Source organism: Pseudoalteromonas sp. MMG024 (assembly GCF_021654175.1).
Taxonomy (GTDB): domain Bacteria; phylum Pseudomonadota; class Gammaproteobacteria; order Enterobacterales; family Alteromonadaceae; genus Pseudoalteromonas.
Map to the genome: position 1 here is coordinate 92,953 of NZ_JAKFZO010000006.1, position 17,637 is coordinate 110,589.

The 17,637-nt window shown below is 40.8% G+C and carries 19 protein-coding genes; 4 read left to right on the forward strand and 15 right to left on the reverse strand.

From position 1 onward, the window contains the following. Positions 1-21: 21 nt before the first annotated feature. The 11 genes from L1068_RS07345 to L1068_RS07395 form a co-directional block, all read right to left on the reverse strand. Entirely contained in the window at positions 22-1,623 is a 1,602-nt protein-coding gene (locus tag L1068_RS07345) for a hypothetical protein (protein WP_237129702.1), read from the reverse strand. Positions 1,624-1,885: 262 nt separating this feature from the next. Beyond that, positions 1,886-3,127, reverse strand: coding sequence for a tetratricopeptide repeat protein (locus L1068_RS07350; protein ID WP_237129808.1), 1,242 nt, complete (start codon positions 3,125-3,127; stop codon positions 1,886-1,888). A gap of 109 nt (positions 3,128-3,236) precedes the next feature. Then, on the reverse strand, positions 3,237-3,839 hold the full coding sequence (locus L1068_RS07355) for an energy transducer TonB (protein ID WP_237129703.1): 603 nt from the start codon (positions 3,837-3,839) through the stop codon (positions 3,237-3,239). A gap of 2 nt (positions 3,840-3,841) precedes the next feature. Then, positions 3,842-4,252: a biopolymer transporter ExbD gene (locus tag L1068_RS07360; protein ID WP_010559198.1), complete on the reverse strand. Its 411-nt coding sequence runs from the start codon at positions 4,250-4,252 to the stop codon at positions 3,842-3,844. 32 nt (positions 4,253-4,284) lie between these two features. Further along, on the reverse strand, positions 4,285-4,812 hold the full coding sequence (locus L1068_RS07365; RefSeq protein ID WP_010559199.1) for a MotA/TolQ/ExbB proton channel family protein: 528 nt from the start codon (positions 4,810-4,812) through the stop codon (positions 4,285-4,287). Position 4,813: 1 nt separating this feature from the next. After that, a complete protein-coding gene (locus L1068_RS07370) occupies positions 4,814-6,178 on the reverse strand; it encodes a MotA/TolQ/ExbB proton channel family protein (RefSeq protein ID WP_237129704.1) in 1,365 nt (454 codons plus the stop codon). 12 nt (positions 6,179-6,190) lie between these two features. Next, the gene (locus tag L1068_RS07375; RefSeq protein WP_237129705.1) at positions 6,191-6,952 is read right to left on the reverse strand and encodes a DUF3450 domain-containing protein; all 762 of its coding nucleotides are present in this window, start codon (positions 6,950-6,952) and stop codon (positions 6,191-6,193) included. Between the two features lie 345 nt (positions 6,953-7,297). Beyond that, complete coding sequence (locus L1068_RS07380) at positions 7,298-7,807, reverse strand: RNA methyltransferase (protein WP_237129706.1); 510 nt, start codon at positions 7,805-7,807, stop codon at positions 7,298-7,300. After that, positions 7,807-8,307: a YcgN family cysteine cluster protein gene (locus L1068_RS07385; RefSeq protein WP_237129707.1), complete on the reverse strand. Its 501-nt coding sequence runs from the start codon at positions 8,305-8,307 to the stop codon at positions 7,807-7,809. Before L1068_RS07385 ends, L1068_RS07380 begins: the two co-directional genes overlap by 1 nt. Before the next feature lie 101 nt (positions 8,308-8,408). Beyond that, positions 8,409-9,425, reverse strand: coding sequence for a lytic murein transglycosylase (locus L1068_RS07390; protein ID WP_237129708.1), 1,017 nt, complete (start codon positions 9,423-9,425; stop codon positions 8,409-8,411). Beyond that, the gene (locus L1068_RS07395) at positions 9,425-9,703 is read right to left on the reverse strand and encodes a YcgL domain-containing protein (protein ID WP_010559205.1); all 279 of its coding nucleotides are present in this window, start codon (positions 9,701-9,703) and stop codon (positions 9,425-9,427) included. The genes L1068_RS07390 and L1068_RS07395 overlap by 1 nt, the downstream gene beginning before the upstream one ends. Before the next feature lie 136 nt (positions 9,704-9,839). On the opposite strand from L1068_RS07395, the gene minC reads away from it, so the two are divergent. Genes minC through minE form a run of 3 tightly spaced genes read left to right on the forward strand, consistent with a single transcriptional unit; the run spans position 9,840 to position 11,619 of the window. Beyond that, positions 9,840-10,538, forward strand: a complete 699-nt coding sequence (gene minC, locus L1068_RS07400; RefSeq protein ID WP_054979815.1) for a septum site-determining protein MinC — start codon at positions 9,840-9,842, stop codon at positions 10,536-10,538. 12 nt (positions 10,539-10,550) lie between these two features. Beyond that, positions 10,551-11,360: a septum site-determining protein MinD gene (minD, locus tag L1068_RS07405; protein ID WP_237129709.1), complete on the forward strand. Its 810-nt coding sequence runs from the start codon at positions 10,551-10,553 to the stop codon at positions 11,358-11,360. Position 11,361: 1 nt separating this feature from the next. Further along, the gene (gene minE, locus L1068_RS07410) at positions 11,362-11,619 is read left to right on the forward strand and encodes a cell division topological specificity factor MinE (protein ID WP_237129710.1); all 258 of its coding nucleotides are present in this window, start codon (positions 11,362-11,364) and stop codon (positions 11,617-11,619) included. A 42-nt stretch (positions 11,620-11,661) separates the two neighbouring features. Here the strand turns inward: minE and rnd are convergent, their stop codons facing one another. The 3 genes from rnd to L1068_RS07425 all read right to left on the reverse strand — a co-directional run bounded on the left by rnd (position 11,662) and on the right by L1068_RS07425 (position 15,500). After that, a complete protein-coding gene (gene rnd, locus L1068_RS07415) occupies positions 11,662-12,789 on the reverse strand; it encodes a ribonuclease D (protein ID WP_237129711.1) in 1,128 nt (375 codons plus the stop codon). A gap of 60 nt (positions 12,790-12,849) precedes the next feature. Then, positions 12,850-14,511, reverse strand: a complete 1,662-nt coding sequence (gene fadD / locus L1068_RS07420) for a long-chain-fatty-acid--CoA ligase FadD (protein ID WP_237129712.1) — start codon at positions 14,509-14,511, stop codon at positions 12,850-12,852. Between the two features lie 137 nt (positions 14,512-14,648). Further along, entirely contained in the window at positions 14,649-15,500 is an 852-nt protein-coding gene (locus L1068_RS07425; protein ID WP_237129713.1) for an alpha/beta hydrolase, read from the reverse strand. An 80-nt stretch (positions 15,501-15,580) separates the two neighbouring features. On the opposite strand from L1068_RS07425, the gene L1068_RS07430 reads away from it, so the two are divergent. Further along, positions 15,581-16,903 carry an alkaline phosphatase gene (locus L1068_RS07430; protein ID WP_237129714.1) on the forward strand — a complete coding sequence of 441 codons (1,323 nt, stop codon included), beginning with the start codon at positions 15,581-15,583 and terminating at the stop codon, positions 16,901-16,903. 51 nt (positions 16,904-16,954) lie between these two features. Here the strand turns inward: L1068_RS07430 and tsaB are convergent, their stop codons facing one another. Next, positions 16,955-17,635, reverse strand: coding sequence for a tRNA (adenosine(37)-N6)-threonylcarbamoyltransferase complex dimerization subunit type 1 TsaB (gene tsaB / locus L1068_RS07435; RefSeq protein ID WP_237129715.1), 681 nt, complete (start codon positions 17,633-17,635; stop codon positions 16,955-16,957). Positions 17,636-17,637: the final 2 nt, after the last annotated feature.

The window sequence follows — 17,637 nt, forward strand, 5'->3', positions numbered from 1 at the left end:
AAACTCACTACTTGGCTTAGATTAGTGACCAGCGCGCTCTAGCGACGCTTTAACAAATTCTGCCCAATCGCCTGTTGCACCTTCTTGAATTGCGCCAACAAAACCGGCGTTATCAAAGAACGGATTGACTTCGCTCATGTCTTTTGCAACAACTGTCACAGCGTTGCCGTCTTTATCCATCATTGCCGATTTAGTAGATACGCCATCTGCTGCAAAAATGTTTTCAAAGTTAGCAAAGCCAATCGTTTGGTTGTTGTTACCTGCCGCAAACCACGCTGCGATATCGAAATCAGCTAATTCACCCGTTAACGGAGTGTCAATTTCTTCAAAGTTAAGACCACATGCAAAAATCGCGCTTTCAAATGAAATATCGCCATTTTTCGCGTTTGCATGAACACCCGCTGCACCTGATAAATCTTTATCGTTAAATAAATCTAAACAGCCTGCTCCAGCTTCTGTAGACGAGTTGGCAAACAGGATATTTGCCATTTGCACTTTACCCCATTCTTTCATTTCCATGCCAGCTCCGTCACGGCGGCCTTCTGCACCTGCAGATCCAGTTGCAACAACTGTTGCGTTAGCAATAATTGGGTTTGATACTGTTGTTACCAAGCCTTGGCCATCACCTGAAAGCGGATCTTTTTTCGCACCGTCAGTTTCAAAGCCGTGGTTACCGTATTCTTTTGAGTGAACAAGGATGTATTGGCCCATGCCTTTCCAACCCTCATCCCAGTCAATACCGTCATCGCCAGTTTCTGTTACAACAATGTGCTTAAGGTTCACTGAACCACCGAATAGCTCGATACCGTCATCGAAGCCGTTGTGAACGTGAACGTAATCGATTGTAGTGCCTGAACCTACCGCGTTAAGCGTTAAACCGTTAAGTTCATCACCTTCAACACCGAAACCTGCGTATTTGATAACAATATGCTTTAAAATACCGCTGTTATCTTGCGGGTCGTTACCGCCATAATAAGACACGATACCTTCTGCTGGGTGGTTACATAGGTCTTGGCTTGCAGCGTCTGCAGTACAACGAATTGAATGACCGCGACCATTTACTTGAATACCACCCCAGTCACCAATTTGTGCTGTTGTTGACTCATCGCCATCAATCTCTGAAATAGAGGTAAATACGATTGGCTTGTCTACTTCACCAATTGCTTCGATATTTGCACCACGTGCAATACGGATAAAGCTTTCTGGCTTAGTGAACGCAATAGTTGCGCCCGCTTCAATTGACAGTGTTGGACCATTATCATCAATGGTTGCGCCCGTTGACGTATCGATGTCTTCACCAATAAATAACGCGCCTTCGAAAATATGTGCGCCGTTATCTTCAAGCGCTGGGATTACGAAAGAGCTTGTGATGTCTTTTGCGTTACTTGCAAATGCTTGGCTGTAAACACAGTTTACGCCGTCTGCTTCACCTGTGAACGATGCACCGTCAAGCGTATACGTTGCACATGAAATTGGGTCTGGATTTGAACCACCTGGGTTTGTTACAGAGTTGTCTACGCTGTTATCGACTGTAGTTGGTGTAATATTGATATCGCCGCCACAACCTGCAAGAGTAAGTGCTGATGCAACCATGCTCACTTTAAATAAACCAGAAAGTTTCATTGTTTTCTCCGTTGATAGTTTTTAAGCTTTTTCGCTTTTTATGTGCGTGTGCACTAATTTAGAACTGGCTCTAAGTTAGAGGGTTTATGTGTCAAATGGGTTACACTTACTTAACATGTGCGTGACAGTTTCTTGTCAGATTTCTTAAACACTACGAACTTACACGTATACATGAGTTGTTTTAAAAGTGTTTGAAATACAAAGAAATAAGGGACCATTAAGGTCCCTTAGGGTTGATTACAAATTTATTTTGATAGGTATGTTACAAATAAGCCTTGGCTAACGTGTCTTTATCAAGTTTTTCACGTTTCACATATTGCAGCCACTGGGCCGCTAAGCGTTCTGACTTTTTGTATTTTTTAGCTTGCTCAAATGCAAGGATAGCTGCATCGAAGTTTTCGAGATTGTATTGCGCCATTCCAAGCGCAATATAGGCGTTTGATTCTTGCTTTAAACTGCCTTTATTTAACGCAGCACGTGCCGAATCAGCCGCTTCATCAAATAATTCTAAGTTTAAGTACACCTCTGCTAAACGGCGGTCATATTCACCAGTATCAGTTTGTTTTGCAGCCGCAATAAAATACGGCACCGCTTTTTTATCTTCTCGCGCTTGCATGTAGGCTTCTGCTACAAAGATAAGGTTCTTTTCTGATTTTTCGATATTGCCTTTTTCAAACCCAAGCTCCATCGCGTTTGCTGCTTTGTAAGCAAGACCTGAATACATGTATATTTGTGCCAGATTTTTAAGCTTAGTTGCATCGTCCAAGAAACCACGTTGTTTTGCTGTTTCAATGAGTGCTAGTTGCTTATCGTCCTGGCCTACTTCGCCGTACATGCCAGCCAGCTGTACCCAGTATTCAGGTTTGTCAAAACGCAGCACCATTTCTTCTAGTACACGTACCACTTCTTTTGGTTGGTTTAGCGAATAGTGAGACGCACGCAGTAAGATAAACCAGTTTTCTTTTACGTCTTTATTATCAACTTTATTAAGGTTTATTGCGGTATTAATGTATTTAATTGCGCTTTGGTAATCCTTCGCTTGATAACTAGCGTTCGCTTTAAGCTCATAATAGTTTGCTTGTGGCGGTTTGGTATTAAGCGACTCCCAACTATCAAGATAACTCAGCACTTTATCGAATTGGCCTTCAGCCATTGCTAATTGCGCTAACGAGAAAATGGTATTGAGCTTTAAACTTTCTGGGATCGGGTCTTGCTTTACTACATTTTCAAATGCAGCCATAGCCTCACTAACACGGTTTTCGTTGTAATAAATAAAACCGTAAAAGTTATACATCATTGCTACTTCGTAACTGTTCATGCTTGACGATTTCTTTTGGACAATATCAAGTGCTTCAAGACCTGCTGCTACATCACCGTCGTCAGCCAGTTTTTGTGCACGCGCAAGTTGCGTATATACTTTGTTGCGAAGTGCCGGAACACGTTTAGTTTTAACTTCTTCAGCAGATACTGAAGCAAACTGTGTGTGGAACATCGCGTCGCTCATCGGCGCGCCAAATACACAACCAACTAATGCAATACTAATTAAATTTCTTTTCAACATTGTAATTCAACCTAACTATTTAAAGTGTTAGCGGGGCGTTCCCGCTAACAAACTACCCATTAATTTGGAATGTAATTTTGTTTTGTACACCCGCTACTTCAACGGCTTCACCGTTAACCACGCGCGGTTTGTATTTAAACTTAAGCGCGGCGTCCATTGCGGCGCGGTTAAAGATTTCTTCTGGCTCAGCTTGTATTACACGAGGTTCACTTACTGTGCCTGATTTCGTTACCGTAAATTCAACGATAACGTAACCTTCAATACCGCGGCTTAACGCTCGACGAGGATAAACAGGTGATACCTTAACAATCGGAAGGTATTCACCATCACCCGAATCGAGCGCAAGCCCTGCAGCTAAATCAACATTGGTGTCAACATTGGCTGAAAAATCAAAATTACTCGCAGTATCCGTGCTTTCGCTGCTGCTCGCTTGTGGCGCCATTGGCGGTGGTGGTTCTTTTGGCTTTGGCGGCTTTTGCGGCTTACGTTCTTTCTTTTGTACAGTCTCTTCTTGTTTAAGACGCACAAAATCAAGAACGTTGCCTTTTACCGGTTCACTTGCCACACCATCACCACTTTGAATTAGCGCCTGCATGCCGAAAAACAACAAAGCAGTTACAAAAATCGCGATTAAAGTGGAAATTAAATAACGCATTGTTACGCTTCCTGCGCCGCAATTGATACGTCAAATACACCTGCCGAACGTGCCGCATCCATTACCTTAATTAAGGTATCAGTAGTGGCTTTTTTATCAGCTTGAATAACCACGCTGCCCTGCGGATTTTCTGCGTGTAAACGTTCGATATTAGCTTGAACCGCACGCACATCTACCTGGCGTTTGTTAATCCAAATTTCGCCTTTATCTGATATAGCGACAAGGATATTGGCACGTTCTTTTTGTACTGCTGTTGCCGCTTCAGGTCGGTTTACATCGATTCCCGCTTCTTTGACAAAAGTGGCCGTTACAATAAAGAAAATCAGCATGATAAATACAACGTCAAGCATCGGCGTCATATTAATTTCTTCGTTTTCTTCTTCTTGAAATACATTTGCTAATGGTGCTCTCATTGCTAGCTCCTAAAATTCGTTTAAAATTGGTGTTAGTGGTCTAAGACCAATTTATCGTCAAGTAGCGCTACTTCGCGCTTTGCTTTACGCTGTAAATACGTTGAGGCAAATACCCCTGATAACGCACCTACCATCCCTGCCATTGTTGGAATAGTGGCTTTTGATACGCCCGATGCCATTGAGCGTGCGCTACCCGTACCGGTAATTGCCATCACATTAAACACCTCAATCATGCCGGTAACCGTGCCAAGTAAACCAAGTAATGGACACAGAGCTACTAACATATTAATCATGGGTAAATTGTGATTTAGCTTTAAGCTAATACGCGAAATATTTGCTTGTTTGATTTGCTCCGCTTCCCAGCTATTGCGCTCTTCGCGTGCGAACCAGTTGGTGATCACTGATTTTTTACTTGAACGATATGTTGTAAACAAAAACATAAAGCGCTCAATCACCAATAACCACATTGCGCAAATCAGGACTCCGATCACCAGCAGCACAGAGCCGCCGGTGTCTAGAAAATCGCGTATCGCGTTGATGAAGTCCGCAAAGATAACCATCTTACTGCGCACCTTTCTCACTGCGCTCAGCAATAATGCCTGCGCTTTGCTCTTGTAAAACTACCAATAGGTTTTTAGAGCGAGTATTAAGTAGTGTGTAAATAAATACAGTAGGAATTGCCACAACAAGGCCTAACACTGTGGTTACAAGCGCTGTTGAAATACCGCCAGCCATTAGTTTCGGGTCGCCAGTACCGAATAACGTAATTGCTTGGAAGGTATTAATCATACCGGTTACAGTTCCGAGTAGACCCAGTAACGGTGCAACGACAGAAATGATTTTAATCAGCGTTAAGTTACGTGTAATACGCGGCATTTCACGTAAAATTGCTTCTGATAATTTGAGTTCTAGGGTGTCGTAGGTTACATCTGGGTATTGGTCTTTCACCTTCATTACACGACCAAGTGGGTTGTCTTCTGATGCAACATCTGTTTTAAGCTGACGTTTGATTTTGCCACCCATAATCATTAGCGAAACAAAGCGCTCTAAGGCAATTAATAAACCGATTAAACCTACCGCTAAAATAACGTAGCCTACCGCACCACCTTGGTGTACTTGCTCTTCGGTACTTGGGGCTTGAACTAATAAACCAAGAATTGAGCCACCCGTTGGGTCTAGGGCAAAATCAACAAAGCCTGAATTTGCTGCTTGTAAATCAGCTGCACTTGACTGGAAACGTGAAGCTGGTTGACGCGTCAATTCTGATAATGTGTTTGTGGTTTCGTTGTAAGTAAGGTATTTGCCATCCGCGATTAGGTTGAATGAACCAACACGTACCACTTCTTTATTTACTTTTTCGCCGCCAGCAACAATCACATCGCGGTTAAAGCGCGACACTTTACCTTGCTCGGTCATTTCACGTTGTAATTCAAACCATACTTTTTCAATATCTTCGATTGACGCAAGTTTTGAACTCGAACCCATTTTTTGCGCAAGTTCACTTAAGAAAGCACCACGACCAGGCAATTCAGCAGATACGTTTGACGTAATAAATTTACTTTGTGTATCGCCCGCAACTTGCTGTAACACACCAAATAGCTCTTTTAATGAACCCATACGTTTGTTTAGCGTTTCACTCATATTCGCGAGTTTGATTTCATTTTCTTCAAACTGAGTTTCAAGACGCGTCGACGCAGAAATTAATCCATCACGTTCATTAATACGCGAACGTAACATCGCAGCTTGTTGATTATTTGCTTTAGCAAACTCAGCTTCGCGACGTTGGTTATCTTGTGATTGTTGGTAATTACCCTGCTCAAGTGTTTTTAACAGTGAATCAAGATCTACTGGCTGTGCAACAACTGCACTTGCTGTGAATAGCGTGCTTGCAGCAATAACAGATTTTACGAATTTCTTAACTAACATAATGGCCTCTAATTAAACTGCTTTAACAGGTAGCGTTAACATGTCTGGTGCAAGTTGCTTTTTAGCAATGCGAATTGCTTTATTGATTTGTGAAATATTGCTATCTGGTAAGCGCTCAAACGCCTTAGCGTCGGTATTCCATACACCCGCTTTTTTGCCATCTTTCGTTAGGTAAATAAGATCAAGGCGACCAATGCGTAAAAAGTCCACTTCACGCTCTTGGCCATCAACATCGATAAGACCAGTGTACGCTTCAATGGTACGGCCATAATCAACTTCGATTTGGTAAGCTTCTAATACGCGGCGGAATTTTTCACTTGATGCTACATCTGCGCGGTCCATTAACTGCTTTAATGTGGCTAAGCGTTCTGCGCGCTCGTTTGGTAAGAAAGGCACATCTAATGCTACAAACTGCTCAAGTGAGGTGATCATCTTAAGCATTAATGGCGTAATTTGACGTTCAATAACCGACACTTGGTCAATTGATACGTTAATGTTGTCCATTTCTGTTAATTGATTTGCGATTTGTTTTTCTAGTTGCTTGTTATAAATCGTTAAACCATCAATCTCTTTATTAACAGTTTTAAATTGCTGTAGGCGACCTTGCATTGTGTCAGCAATTTTATCTATTTTTGCTTGCGACTTTTGCGCTGATTTATTAATTTTATCTGCGCTGTCGATCACAGGCTTAAGTTGATCATTAGCAACGGCAGTTAGCGAACATCCAACTAGCGCTGTTACCAATACCTTTCTACTAAACTTAGTTGTAAACATTTTATGTAACCCTATTAAATGATTGCGCATAGTCTAGAGGCACAAAATGACACAAGGGTTTCATAAACATGTCATTTACATTACATGGCAGTAAATCTGGAGTTTTTAGATGTTTTTGCGATATAAATCAACGGTTAAAGATTTTTATTTTATCTCACGCAGTGATTCTGTTAACGAATATGTAACCGTGATTTTTCATTGACATGACAAAAAGTCGTGCGCGTTGTCATATTTCTTGGATGACTTTGAGCAAAACAGATACGGCTAAGTTGGCATGAGGTAGAATGGTAAGAGTTCGTTTTGCGGCAAAAATACGAATTAATGCCGCATGTGAAAATGAGCTTGCTAGTTTTTCTTTTTAAACGTAACGCGATTATTGTTATCACGGTTTTGCAACAAAAACTCTCTTGAGTAGTCAGTGTTAGTAGCCTTTGCAAGTCTGTCGTATAAAACCACATTTACCGTTGCTGCAAGATTCATACAGCCAAGCGTCGGTACATAAACAACATCATCGCAGTGCTTTAGTACGTCTTTACGAATTGACCCATCTTCAGGTCCTAATACATAAATCGCGTTTTCAGGATGCTCGAAATGCGGTAACGGTGTTGCCCCATCAATTAATTCAACAGCAATTATTTTAGTATCGGACTTAACAAGTGTTTCAATATTTTCAAGTGCACACAGTGGTATTTCATCGATACGTTGTTTTGTGTCGGTTGCAAATTTTTGCGCAAAACCATAACGATTACCTGTGTGATGAACCTTTTCAACGCCATAGCACCCAGCAGCTCGCATTACGCCACCCACATTTGTTGCACTTTTAGGGTTGATCAGTACCACTTGTACCTTGCTCATTAGTCGTGGTCCTCTTTAGGCCAATCGGCTATGTAATCTTCAAACAAATCCATATCGATTTGGTTATCCTTCATTACACGACCTTTAACGCTAATCCCCATACGATGCATTACCGCTTTACTGCCGTTATTTAAAAGTGGGTGCCAAGACGCAAGGCCACGCCCTTCATGTAAACGACGGTAGCTACAACTTGGTGGCATAAAAAAGATATTATCGATGTTATCTTTGGTCAGTTTTACGCAGCTAGGCACTAAAGTTGTGCGGTTTTCATACTCAGTACAAAAACATTTTTTAGTATCGAGATAGCGACACACAATCGCAGTATAGATAATCTCTTCGCCTTCGCGCAGTACATCGGTACTTTCAAAACTTTCGTCTTGTTCATCGCTGTCAATAAAGGTGTGTAAACAACATTTACCGCAGCCATCACAAATGGCTTCCCATTCTTCGTTGTTCATCTCCGCCAACGATTTTTTAAGCCAAAATTTATCTTCTAACATATGTGCCCCTAAATTTCAGGGCGACATTTTAAGCTAGTTGTGTGAGAAAAGCGAAAAGAAAAAGGTGCCAGATAAAACGACTGGCACCGATAAATAGGTGATTAGATTTTAGGGTAACCGATACGGTCTGATAAATAGCCAACTGAAGTCGCAAAATAATAAGACCGATTCCAGTGCATTAGCGCCTTGTAATTGTCATATGCCAAATACATACGGCCATTTTCATCGTCTGGCATAACGAGCGCTGCGGTAATTCCAACATTTGGTAAATCAGTGCCATCAGTACGGCGAAGACCCAGTGCCTGCCAATCGGCTAGACCACGCTCTGATTTATTCCAATTCTCGAGCCATTGTTTGCGTGTACGCGTGCCGCGCTGCAAAATGTGTTCACTATTGAACCCCTCAGGCAACACCACCTGACGGCCCCATGTTAATGAGTCATTCCAACCCGCTTTTTTCAAATAGTTTGCAATTGACGCAAAAGCATCCAGCTTATTCTGCCAAATGTCTTTTTTACCATCACCGTCGTAATCAACCGCGTAAGCATTAAACGACGTTGGCATAAATTGTGTTTGACCCATTGCACCTGCCCACGAACCTTTAAAGTGGTCAAGATCAATATGGCCTTCTTCTAAAATCGTTAACGCAGCCCAGAGTTGACGTTTATACAGCGCCTCGCGACGTCCGTCGTATGCGAGCGTTACCACTGAAGAGATAACCGGATGCGAGCCTTGGATTTTACCAAAGTTACTTTCAAGGCCCCAAAGCGCGACGATAAAACGCGCTTGTACACCATACTTAGCGGCAATTTTTTCAAGCTCTGTTTGATTTTCTTTATACAGTTTACGTGCTCTATCGATTTTCCACTTAGGTACACGCTTAGGCAGGTAAGTTTCTAACGTTTCTTTTACTTCAGGCTGGTTCTTATCCGCTTTAATAACTTTTTTCTTAAACTTAACGGTTGCAAAGGCATTATCAACGATTTTTTGTGAAAACCCTTTTTCAATTGCTTCCACTTTTAAATCTGCAACGTACTGGTTAAATTTGGCTTGCTCTTCATCTGCAAAGGTAGAGACCGAAATAAGGCTTGCTGTGATTAGGGCGAGTTTTTTAAACACTAGTCAGTGACTCCATTTTGTTTTCTAAATTCATCTAATAAACTTTCTTGTTTTGGCGGTAGCTGTAAATAAAATCCTTTTTCAGCTAATTCTTGCTTCACTTTTTCAAGATCAGCAGTACCAAGTTGCTCACGTTTTGCTAAGTTAATTAGCATTACAAAACTTGGTTGACCAAAAGTTGCCATTAAAGGTTCCGGAACTTTTGAAAAATCATCTCTTTTTTCAACGTACAGATAGGTATCTGCCTTTTTTTTACTTTTATACACTGCGCTGAGCATTCAAACACCTTTTACTTCTTGCGTAACACTGCATCACACTATACCATGGCATACACTAAAAGTGAGATAAATTGCGCTTAATGGCTGGATTCTTCTATAAAATCAGCCTGTGATTTTTATAATAATAATTGAGATTATGTCGGAACAAATTTTTGAACTAAAAGGGAACCTTTTTACACTATCTGTATTGCATCTATTTAAAAACGATCTAGATAGTTTGATTAGTCAACTTGACGAAAAAATTGCTCAAGTACCCAAGTTTTTCTTCGGTGCGCCAATTGTCGTAAACCTTCAGTCTGTACCCAACGAACACATTGACTTTGCAAAGTTAAAGCAATCTTTAATCGACCTACAGCTTAATCCTGTAGGTGTGTGTAACGGTACGGACGAGCAAAACACTGCCGCTAAACTGCACAAACTATCAATACTAAATTACAGTAAAGACCAAGCACCTAAAGCAAAACCACAATCAGCTGCAAATACATCAATTGTAGAAAAAGAAGTATTTGTACCCGCGCAAATTATTAGTGGCAATGTACGTGGTGGTCAGCAAGTTTATGCGAAAAATCGCGATCTCATTATTACAGGCTCTGTAAGTCCAGGCGCTGAAGTGATTGCCGATGGCAATATTCATGTTTATGGCACATTACGTGGCCGCGCTATCGCTGGCGCAAAAGGGCAAGAATCCGTTATATTCTGCCAAAAGCTTAATGCTGAGTTAGTTTCAATTAACGGAAACTACTGGCTGAGCGACTCACTACAAGGAGAATCATGGGGCAATGCTGCATGTATTTCACTTGAAAACGAATCATTAAAAATTTCAGCTTTGGTTTAAAGGATAGATTTCATGGCAAAAGTTATTGTTGTCACATCAGGTAAAGGCGGTGTTGGTAAAACAACATCAAGTGCAGCGATTGGCACTGGGCTTGCGTTAAAAGGATACAAAACCGTTATTATCGACTTTGATATTGGTTTACGTAACCTTGATTTGATTATGGGTTGTGAGCGCCGTGTTGTTTATGATTTCGTTAATGTAATCAACAATGAAGCAAACTTAAACCAAGCATTAATTAAAGATAAACGTGTAGAAAAACTGTTTATTTTACCGGCTTCGCAAACACGCGATAAAGACGCGTTAACCAGAGAAGGCGTTGAGCTGGTATTAAATGAGCTTAAGAAAGATTTTGACTTTATCATTTGTGACTCGCCAGCGGGTATTGAAGCCGGTGCAATGATGGCACTGTACTTCGCAGACGAAGCGATTGTTACTACTAACCCTGAAGTTTCATCGGTGCGCGACTCAGATCGTATTTTGGGTATTTTACAAAGTAAGTCAAAACGCGCTGAAGAAGGGCTCGAAAACGTAAAAGAGCACCTGCTATTAACACGTTACAACGCAGAGCGTGTTGCAACGGGTGAAATGCTATCGGTAGAAGATGTTCAAGATATTCTAGCAATCGATTTATTGGGCGTTATTCCTGAGTCAAAAGCAGTACTTAATGCATCTAACTCGGGTCAGCCTGTAATTCTTGATTCAGATTCTGATGCAGGTAAAGCGTATTCTGATGCAATTGACCGTTTATTAGGTGAAAAAGTTGATTTTCGCTTTTTAGAAGCTGAGAAGAAAGGCCTACTTAAACGGATATTTGGAGGTTAATGTGTCATTACTTGATTACTTTCGCTCACAAAAGAAAACAACAGCAAGTTTAGCTAAAGAACGATTACAGATCATTGTAGCGCATGAACGCTCAAGTCGTGGTACGCCTGATTATTTACCACAGCTTAAACAAGATATTCTTGAAGTGATCCGTAAATACGTACATATCGAACAAGATCAGGTTCAAGTTCAGCTTGAACAAAATGAAGATGACTTGGCTGTACTCGAACTCAATGTCACTTTGCCTGACGATAAGTAAACATAAAAAAGCCTGCGAGTAGCAGGCTTTTTTAATACCAGTTTAAAACCAGTCTTTTAGTGAATGCTTAACCATTTCACCGCGCCAACTCGTCATTAAATCAGGTTTTAACAGCGCACCTTCATCAAACTTAGACTTACCTTTCCACTTCCAGCTAATCAATTGATTCATTTGTTTTTTACTTGCTAGTACATCAAGTGGAATATCATTGTCTTTCGCAATTTTTTCAAGCTCAGCACGTAGCTCTTTTAACGTTTTTTTATAACCATGAAAGTCTATTAAACGTTGGATTTTTTCTGGATGCTCCGCTTCATCTTTATCTAAACCAATTTTCACTAGATTTAACAAGACTTTACCATAGCGATTAAGCAAGCCTTGGTCGCCTTCACATAAACGTTTTAATGCACCAAAATGAGTTGGCTGTGTTTTGGCAATCTCAAATAAAATGTGTTCTTTAACGATAAAGTTAAGTGCTAAGTTTTTCTCGCGGGCACGATTTAAGCGCCAAGCCGCTAACTGCTGAAGCACTGCTAATTGTTTTGGGTTAAGTTGCCACGCGTTTTTAATATCTAGATAGGCAAGTTCTAACGGCGTTTCATATTTGCGTTTATTAGCAATAACTGCACTTTCACCAAACACAATCGCTTGCTTATCATCATTTAGTTTTTCTTTAATAATGTTAAAACAAGGCATTAAATAAAATACATCGGCAGCTGCGTAATCTAACTGAGCTTTCGTTAAGGGGCGTTGCAACCAGTTAGTGCGTGATTCACTTTTGTCGATTTGCTCTTCAAGTAACATTTCAACCATATTGGCAAAACCAACACAGTTGCGCTCGCCTAATAAACTTAATGCAAATTGAGTATCAAACAAAGGCGCTGGAGTACAATTACCGTGGCGTGCAAATACCTCAAGGTCCTCAGATGGCGAATGCAACACTTTAATAATATTTGGATTTTCCATCAGCTGCCAAAACGATGACAAATCAAGATCTAACGTTGGATCAATAAGGCAAATACGATCGCCGTCGTAAATTTGCAATAATGCAAGCTCTGGGTAAAGGGTGCGGCGTCGCATAAACTCGGTATCTACCGCGAGTACCGATTTGTTTTTATAACTAGCGACCGCTGAATCTAATTCTTGTTGTTCTGTAATAAATGAGTATTGCACTACTTTTCCTCATAAAAAAACCGGCAGATTGCCGGTTTTTCTTTTTAGGGTATTCCCTATTTAACTTGCTTCTTTAAGTGCGCGTCTTAAAATTTTACCAACATTTGTTTTTGGTAAATCTTCGCGGAATTCCACAAACTTTGGCACTTTATAATTGGTCAAGTTTTCACGACAGTGCTTGATTATATCTTTTTCTGTCAGACTTTGGTCTTTTTTCACGACAAAAATCTTAACTTGTTCACCACTTACTTCATGTGGTACACCGACAGCCGCAACTTCAAGCACACCGTCGTGCATTGCTACCACTTCTTCCACTTCATTTGGGAATACGTTGAAGCCAGATACAATAATCATGTCTTTTTTACGGTCAACAATATAGAAGAAGCCTTCTTCATCGTATTTAGCAACGTCACCCGTCGCAAACCAGCCGTCTTTTAAACATTCTGCACTTGCTTCTGGACGATTGTAATAACCTTTCATTACTTGAGGACCTTTAACCCAAAGTTCCCCTGCTTCACCCACCTCTGCTTCAGTACCGTCTTCTTTTACGATTTTAAGTTCTGTGCTTGGCGCTGGTAAACCAATTGAGCCATTAAATGCTGCAAGGTCATACGGGCTAACAGTAACAAGTGGCGCACATTCCGTTAATCCATAACCTTCAACTAAGCGAGAATCAGTAACCGTTTGCCATTTCTCAGCAACTGGGCGTTGTACTGCCATACCGCCACCAAGTGATATTTTTAGCGATGAAAAATCTATTTCTGAGAATCCTGGCGTATTTAACAGGCCGTTAAACAAGGTGTTTACACCTGTCATTACGGTAAACTTTTTACCCTGGAGTTCTTTAATAAACCCTTTCATATCACGCGGATTAGTGATTAAAAGGTTATGACCACCGTACTTCATAAAGGTTAGGCAGTTCGCCGTTAAGGCAAAAATATGATAAAGCGGTAACGCTGTTACTACCATTTCTTTACCTTTCTTAAGTAGTGGGTCTAAACAACCAGTTACTTGCTCAAGGTTTGCTACCATGTTGCCGTGTGTAAGCATGGCACCTTTCGATACGCCGGTGGTACCACCGGTATACTGTAAGAATGCTAAACAATCTTGCGTTAAATGTGGGCGCGTATACTTAGATACATCACCATATTTCATCACATCTGTGAAATCGATAATGTTTGGCAGGCTATAACTTGGCACCATCTTCTTAAGGTGTTTTACAACAAAGTTAACTAAATGCTTTTTAACACCGCCTAACATATCACCAATTTCAGTAACTACGATGTTTTTAACATTCGTCTTTGGCAACGCTTCTTCAAGTGTACGAGCAAAGTTGGCAAGAATAATAATAGTGCTTGTTTCTGAATCGTTTAATTGATGCTCAAGCTCACGCGTAGTGTAAAGCGGGTTTACATTTACAACAGTCGCGCCCGCACGCAGTGTACCAAGAATTGCAATTGGCGTTTGTAATAAGTTCGGCATCATCACCGCAACTTTATCGCCTTTTTTAACACCTAGTTGATTTTGAAGATATGAAGCAAATCGTTTAGTTGCGTCGTCCATCTGTTGGTATGTATATACCTTACCCATATTTTCAAAGGCAGGAAGATCTGCATAGTCTTGAAAGCTTTTTTCAAATAGTTCAAGCAGGGAGTCATAGTGCTGTGGATCTATCTCAGCAGGAACACCTGCTGGGTAACGCTTCAACCAAATCTTTTCCACGATAGGCTCCTATAAATTATATTTATTGTTTGTGTTTTTGTGTTCAACTTAAACCTTAATTCATGTAAGGCAATTTAACAATTGAGTAATTACTCTAAAGGGCTAATATTCACATATTTAGTCACGTTATACAAACTTTAGTTTACACCGTTTACGTAAACGTCAACCTCTTTCGCAATCACTTGCGCATATTCCATATGACAATGATGCCCACCAGGGACCTCTATTACACCCAAATTTGTATAGAGTTGTCCATAATTTTCAATCGCTTGCGATATCATTTTAAATCCATTTAGCGCTTTTATTAGCAGTAATGGTGCAGTTGTATCTTTACAAATTGCTTGGCATTGGCTTGGACTAAAGCGAAAGCCAGAGTGATGTTTGAGTTTAGGGTCAGTCAAAAGTTTAATGCCATCTTCTTCTTGCTGTGTGTTTCTTTTCATAATGAGTGCAGCATCGTCGTAATCTAAATCACTTACTGCAAGTCGCGCATTAACAACTTGTTCAAAGCGTTTAAACACCCGCTTGCTAGATGGTTTAGCACGACTTTCAATGGCATTTCTTAATTGCGCTGTTACTTCACTTTCTGGGGTTGTAACACACGCTAGCCCCTCAATTGCAATAACGCATTTAACCTTATCAGGAAAACAGGCAGCAAGTAGGTTAGCAACCATAGCGCCCATTGAATGACCAACAATAATCACCTTTTCATTTGGCGCGATTTGTTGCAACACGCGATAAACGTCATCTACATAATCGATAAAATAATAATGCGCTTGTTTATTGCGCCAGCTTGAAAGCCCATGTCCTGGGAAATCAATCGCATACCAATCATATCGAGGCATTTGATTAATGAGAGGTAAAAACGAATTACTATTATCTTGCCAACCATGCAGTGCGATAATTTTTGTATAACTATTGTTTAATCGCTGACATGCGATGTTTAATCCATCAAGTTCGTACGATGTTTCTGTTATTGTAGCTTGCAATGTAATTTCACCGATAAAAATGTAATTTAGTGCATAAATACGTTATGTTTAGCGCAAAATAACACAGAAAAACAATAGACATGAAAAAATCGTTAATTGCCTCAACAATATTATTGGCAAGCAGCAGTTTAGCGTACGCAGATGCACCAAAGAATATTATTTATATGATTGGTGATGGCATGGGACCCGCCTACACGACCGGTTATCGCTATTTTAAAGATGACAAAAGTACTAAATACGTAGAGCGTACAATCTTTGATGAGCTATTTGTCGGCCTTGCTAGCACAAGCCCTGATGACGATACAGTGGTTACTGACAGTGCTGCGGGTGCAACGGCGCTTTCAACCGCAACTAAAAGCTACAATGGTGCAATTGCTGTTGATACCGCAAAAAAACCATTAACTACGATGCTGCAAATTGCTAAATCTAAAGGCCTTACTACCGCTTTAGTTGCCACATCACAAATTAACCATGCTACGCCTGCAAGTTTCGCCGCACATAACGAAAGCCGTCGTAACTATGACGAAATCGCAAACGATTACGTCGACGTTAAAGTAGATGGAAAGCTAGCAGTAGATTTAATGCTTGGCGGCGGTACGAAATATTTTATTCGTGACGACCGTAATCTTGTTTCTGAATTCAAACTAGCGGGTTATCAATATGTCGATGATTTTGAAAAGCTAGATTCAATTAAGTCGCTGCCAGCACTTGGCTTGTTTTCTGATGTGGCATTTGCGTATGCAATTGACCAAAACCCTACACGACTTGCTGATATGGCAAAGAAAACCCTGTCGTTACTTGATAATAATAAGCGTGATGGTTTCTTTGTAATGCTTGAAGGCTCGCAAATTGATTGGTGTGGTCACGCAAACGATATTGCCTGCGCGATGGCTGAAATGGATGATTTTGCCAATGCAATTAAGCATGCAAAACAATACGTAGACCAAAATCCAGATACCTTACTTGTGGTTACTGCAGATCACAGTACCGGTGGGTTAACTCTTGGTGCCAACGGCTACTATTCTTGGCATACCGATGTAATAAAAGGCGTCAACGCGAGTATTACTAAAATTGCCAAAGCACTGATGAAAAGTGATCACCTTTTAACTACTTGGTCAGACAAAACTGGCATTAAGTTAGATAAATCGCAAGCAGAGCAGCTGGCTATGCATACCGCCAATGCTAAGAGCGAAAAAGATGATGAGCATAAAGAAAAAGAAGCATTGGTAAAACATGTACGACAACTAATTAGCGATGCGTCAAATACAGGTTGGACTACAGACGGTCACACCGCAATTGATGTACCAATTTTAGCGTATGGTAAAGGTGCTGACGCCTTTAAAGGCCACTTAGACAATACCGAAATTGCAAATCAATTAATTAACTACATTAAGCAAAGATAAACCCAAACAAAGACTGTGCCGATAATTATCGGCACAGTCTTTATACTTAACCTATTCTCGGCCCGATAATTTTTTCCAGGTTACCGTGTCGCGTACATAAACAGGCTGTGCATCTGCGGCTATCACCGTATTGCCAGCGACCAGTTCACGTTCTGCTAGTTTCGTCATAAAACGTGCATTTGGTAGCGTTATCTCATCTAAAATCGTTAAATTTGTTGCTTCAAAGTGCGTTTTATACGTTTGGCAACCGGTACCCACAACTACGGCATCGTATTCTGGTAGGGCTAATTCTTCTGGCTTTATGACCATTTCGTCTGACATAAACGCTGCAAGATTATTTTCATCACGCTTAAATTCTGCGTAATAAATTTCGCCCATACGCGCGTCTATCGTTGCGATTGCATAATCCGCCTCTGTCGTGTCAAATGCCTGTTGTGCCATCACTTGTAAATTTGATACACCGATCACAGGTAAATTTGCGGCATATGCCAGCCCTTGCGTAACCGAAACACCAACGCGCACACCGGTAAAGCTACCAGGACCGCGACCAAACGCGATAGCATCAAGTGCTTTTAGATTCGTGTTTGCGCTATTTAAAATACTATCGACCAACGGCAACATTTTTTGGCTATGTTGTTGAGGGCACACCTCAAAGTGAGCGTTTTCTAAATCACAGCTAACGGCTACAGACAACGCTTCTGTAGCAGCATCTATAAGGAGTATATTTGACATAA